Source organism: Conexibacter stalactiti (assembly GCF_033542075.1).
GTDB lineage: Bacteria > Actinomycetota > Thermoleophilia > Solirubrobacterales > Solirubrobacteraceae > Conexibacter > Conexibacter stalactiti.
The window spans coordinates 1-4,604 of record NZ_JAWSTH010000188.1 but is presented as its reverse complement, the minus strand read 5'-3'; the positions used below and the strand labels follow the sequence as shown (position 1 = coordinate 4,604).

4 protein-coding genes and 1 pseudogene are annotated in these 4,604 nt (G+C 75.9%); 1 reads left to right on the top strand and 4 read right to left on the bottom strand.

Annotated features, from left to right (window positions below; all coding sequences use genetic code 11):
• The 3 genes and pseudogenes from R7226_RS30965 to R7226_RS30955 form a co-directional block, all read right to left on the bottom strand.
• A pseudogene (locus R7226_RS30965) lies at positions 1-244 on the bottom strand (L-glutamate gamma-semialdehyde dehydrogenase); the annotation flags it as partial.
• Entirely contained in the window at positions 241-1,584 is a 1,344-nt protein-coding gene (locus R7226_RS30960) for a proline dehydrogenase family protein (RefSeq protein WP_318601404.1), read from the bottom strand. The gene R7226_RS30960 and the pseudogene R7226_RS30965, both read right to left, overlap by 4 nt.
• Positions 1,585-1,657: 73 nt before the next feature.
• Positions 1,658-2,008, bottom strand: coding sequence for a winged helix-turn-helix transcriptional regulator (locus tag R7226_RS30955; RefSeq protein WP_318601403.1), 351 nt, complete (start codon positions 2,006-2,008; stop codon positions 1,658-1,660).
• Positions 2,009-2,103: 95 nt separating this feature from the next.
• Here R7226_RS30955 and R7226_RS30950 point away from each other — a divergent pair, with 95 nt between their 5' ends.
• Entirely contained in the window at positions 2,104-4,389 is a 2,286-nt protein-coding gene (locus tag R7226_RS30950) for an LLM class flavin-dependent oxidoreductase (protein WP_318601402.1), read from the top strand.
• Here R7226_RS30950 and R7226_RS30945 read toward each other — a convergent pair.
• On the bottom strand, positions 4,311-4,604 hold a 294-nt coding region (locus R7226_RS30945), incomplete at its 5' end, for a hypothetical protein (RefSeq protein ID WP_318601401.1). The genes R7226_RS30950 and R7226_RS30945 overlap by 79 nt on opposite strands.

Here is a 4,604-nt window from a genome sequence, read left to right as displayed (position 1 = left end):
CGGCGCGCGCGACGGCCTGCTCGACCTCCGCCTCACGCGCGACCGCGGCGCGCGCGACGACCCACTCCGGCGCGCCCGGATCGACCGACGCGAGCGCCTCGGCGCCGGGCGCCCGCCGCTCGCCCCCGACGATCACCGGCACCTCCCACGGCAGCGTCGCGTCGAGCGCGGCGAGCGCCGCCGTCAGGCGCTCGCGCTGCGGCGCGCGGCGCAGCTCCAGCAGCGGCTCGTTGCAAAAGCTCATGGCGCCCTCAACAGTCGGTCGAGGTCGGTGCCGGTGGTGCGGCTGGCGAGGAAGGAGTCGTTGGAGCTGTTCTCCAGCAGCCGGCGCACGAGGTAGGCCATCCCGGCGAGCAGGTCGCCGACCGGTGCGTAGACGCGCGGCCGCAGCCCCTCCGCCGCGACCGCGTGCGCGAGGTCGTCGCCGAGGCCGCGCAGCACCTGCAGCTCGATGTCCGCGGGCCGCAAGCCGGCGTGGCGGGCGGCGACGATCGCGTGCGCGACCGAGCGCAGGTTGTGCGAGCCGATCGCGGGGCGCACGAGCGGGAAGGCGTCGACGAGACGGCAGGTGAGCCGCTCGAAGCAGCGGTCGCTCTCCGCCTTCTCGGTCCACACCGGCGGCGGCCAGCCGTGCTGCTCGGCCTCGATCGTCTCGTGGTCCCAGTAGGCACCCTTCACGAGCCGGATCGTCAGCGGCGGCGCGCGGTCGCTCGCGCGTGCCCAGTCGAGCACGCGGTCGAGCGTCTGCTCGGCGTCGACGAGGTAGGCCTGCAACACGATCCCCGCCGACGGCCCGGCCGCGAACTCCGGCTCCGACAGCAGCTCCAGCGCCAGCTCGAGCACCAGCTCGCGCGCGTCGAGCGACTCCATGTCGATCTGCACGTGGGCGCCCAGCTCGCGGGCGCGGCGCAGCAGCGCGCGCAGGTGCGGCGCGGCGTCGGCGCGGCCGCGCTCCGGCGCCTCTGCGCGCACCAGCGGCGTCAGCGCCGTCACCTTCACCGACAGGTTGACGCGCGGCAGCGGGCCGATCGCGTCGGCCTCCAGCAGCGGCCGCGGCGGCCACGTCGCCGCCGCGACGGCGAGCGCGCGCAGCGCCTCGTCGCAGCGAGCGGCGTAGGCGCGCCCCTCGGCGCGCGTGACCGTCGCCTCGCCGAGCAGGTCGACCGAGACGGCGGCGCCGCCGCTCCACAGGCGCCGCAGCTCACGTGTCGCCTGCGCGGGGCTCTCGCCGGCGATGAAGCGGCGCGCCATGCCGTGCACGGCAGCGGCGGCGACACGGCCGGTCGCGCCGCGCAGCGCGGGCGCGCTCGCGGCACGTTGGGCTGAGCGCACGAGCGGCGTGCGCTGCCGCACCTGACTGAGGAAGCCGTCGAGGTGGGCGGCCAGCTCGGCCGGCCCGGCGCAGGCCGGCGCGACGTCGACGAGGCGGAAGAGCGCGGCGCGCACCTGCGGATCGCGCGCGGCGAGCGCCATGCCGCGGTCGTGCGCGACGTGGCGCAGCGGGCGGCCCCCGCCGGCGAGCCGGCGGCCGAGCACGAGGATCTCCTGCTCGCGGTCCGCGGAGGTGAGGGCTGTGCGTTCCATGGCGGCCTCGCCTCTTCGAGCGTAGCTCTCGGCAGGCTCGGCCCGAAGGGCGCGCCGGAGTGCGGCCGCGCGCTCAGCAGCCGTCGGCCGGCAGGTTCTCCTGCGCCCAGCGGGAGATCTGCTCGAGCGCGGGCATCAGCGCGCGGCCGCGCTCCGTCAGCGCGTACGAGACGGCGACCGGCGGCCCGGCATCGACGGTGCGCGTGATCAGGCCGCCCGCGACGAGGTCGGAGAGACGGTCGGAGAGGACCGAGTCGCTGATCCCGTCGAGACCGCGCGAGAGCTCGCGGAAGCCGGCGGCACCGCCGCTGAGGTGACCGAGGACGACGGCGTTCCAGCGCTTGCCGAGAAATCTGAAGGCGCGCGCCAGCGCCCCCGAAGAGGTGATGCACGCCTCGGCGGTGTGCGGGGAATCGGTCGCCACCCGCTCGATTCTAGCCGTGGCGAAGTCGCTAGTATTTTAGAAGCGACTATGAGATCAGGTGCGTCGCGCAGCGGCGCAAAGGAAGGAACCCAGCCATGGCCGACTACGGTCACGAACTCGCCTTCGGCACGTTCATCACACCCCAGAACCAACGGCCCGAGGAGGTCGTCGCGCTCGCGCAGGTGACCGAGCGCGCCGGCCTCGACCTCGCGACCTTCCAGGACCACCCCTACCAGCCGGCCTTCCTCGACACCTGGACGCTGCTGTCGTGGGTCGCCGCCAAGACCGAGCGGCTGCGCGTCTCCGCCAACGTGCTCAACCTGCCACTGCGCCCGCCCGCGGTGATCGCGCGCGCCGCCGCCAGCCTCGACCTGCTGTCGGGCGGCCGCGTCGAGCTGGGGCTCGGCGCCGGCGCCTTCTGGGACGGGATCGAGGCGATGGGCGGCAGACGGCTGACGCCCGGCCAGTCGGTCGACGCGCTGTCGGAGGCGATCGACGTGATCCGCGCGATCTGGGACGTCTCCGAGCGCGGCGGCGTGCGCGTCGACGGCGAGCACCATCGCGTCCACGGCGCCAAGCGCGGCCCGGCGCCGGCGCACGACATCTCGATCTGGCTCGGCGCCTACAAGCCGCGCATGCTGCGACTGACCGGCGGCAAGGCCGACGGCTGGCTGCCGTCGCTCTCCTACCTGCCGCCCGACCAGTTCGCGCCCGCCAACGCGGCGATCGACGCGGCCGCGAGCGCCGCCGGCCGCGACCCGCGCGAGGTGCGCCGCCTGCTCAACATCAGCGGCGCGTTCAGCGACAGCGCCTCCGGCCTGCTGCAGGGACCGCCGCGGCAGTGGGTCGAGCAGCTGCTCGCGCTCGTGCTCGACCACGGCTTCTCGACCTTCATCCTCGCCGCCGACGACGCGCGCACGATCGAGCGGTTCGGGCAGGAGGTCGCGCCGGCGCTGCGCGAGGCGGTCGCGCGCGAGCGCAGAGCCGCCGGCACCGAGACGGGGACGGTGATCCGCGGCCCAAAAGCGCTGGCCCTCCGGCGTGAGGGCATCGACTACGACGCGCTTCCCGCGACGCTCGCCGCGCAGGCGGTCGAGCCCGGCGACCGCGACTACGCGGCCGTCCGCTCGACCTACATCCGCGGCGGCTCGCCGGGCCTCGTGCTGCGTGCGCGCGACGCCGCCGACGTGCAGGCGGCGCTCGCCTACGCGCGCGAGCAGGCGGTGCCGCTGGCGATCCGCAGCGGCGGTCACGGCATCAGCGGCCGCTCGACCAACGACGGCGGGATCGTGCTCGACGTCGGCGCGCTGAACGCGATCGAGCTGCTCGACCCGGCCAGCGGCCGCGTGCGGCTCGGCCCCGGCGCGCGCTGGGGCGAGGTCGCGCAGGCGCTCGCGCCGCACGGCCTCGCGATCAGCTCCGGCGACTACGGCGACGTCGGCGTCGGCGGGCTCGCGACGACCGGCGGGATCGGCTTCATGGCGCGCAAGCACGGGCTGACGATCGACCGCGTCGTCGCCGCCGAGCTGGTGCTCGCCGACGGCACGCTCGTGCGCGCCGACGCCGACCATCACCCCGACCTCTTCTGGGCCGTCCGCGGCGCCGGTGCGAACTTCGGCGTCGTGACGGCGATCGAGCTGGAGGCCGCGCCGCTCGGCGAGGTCGTCTTCTCGACGATGGCGTTCGAGGCCAGCGCGTCGCTGCTGGAGCGCTGGGGCGCGGTCGTCGAAGCCGCCCCGCGCGAGCTGACGAGCTTCCTCGGGCTCTACGCGCAGCGGCGCGACGCGCCGGTGGTGCAGCTGCACACGCTGTGGGCCGGCGACGACGTCGGCGCCGCGACCGACGCGCTCACGCCGCTGCTGAGCATCGGCCCGCTGCTCGACCAGCAGGCCCACCTGCTGCCGTATCCAGCGGTCGTTCCGGCGCACGGCGGCCAGCACACCGGCGGCGGCGCCGCGCCCGCCTTCCGCGCCGGGCTGCTGCACCACGTCACGCCGCAGGCGGCCGAGGCGATCTTCGGTCTCGCCGCCTCCGGCGTCGCGCCGATGCAGCAGCTGCGCGCCGTCGGCGGTGCCGTCAACGACCTCGACCCGCTGGCGACCGCCTACGCCCATCGCACGCAGAGCTTCTCGCTCAACGCGGTCGGCGGCAGCCGCCGCCTGCTCGACGAGCGCTGGGACGCGCTGATCGCGCCGCACACCGACGGCCTCTACCTCAGCTTCGACAGCGATCCGCGGCCCGAACGGCTCCACGACGCCTTCCCCGGCGAGACGCTCGCACGACTGCGCCGCCTCAAGGCCCGCTACGACCCCGGCAACCGCTTCGACCAGAACTTCGCGATCCCGCCGGCGGATCTGGCGGAGCCGGCGCTGCCGGTGTAGGCCGGCGGGCGGGCGGCGCCCGCGACCGCGACGGCGCGCGCGGCGCGGACCGCGCGCGTGTTGCCGGCGTCGGCGACGGCGATGTTGACGACGCGGCCGGTGGCGGCGCGCGCCTGTGCGAGCAGCGTGACGTGGTGGGTGCGGCCGGGGGCGAGCGCGGGGAGGCGCCAGCAGATGTGCGCGCGGCGGGCGGCGGGCACGCGGCGAGCAGTGGG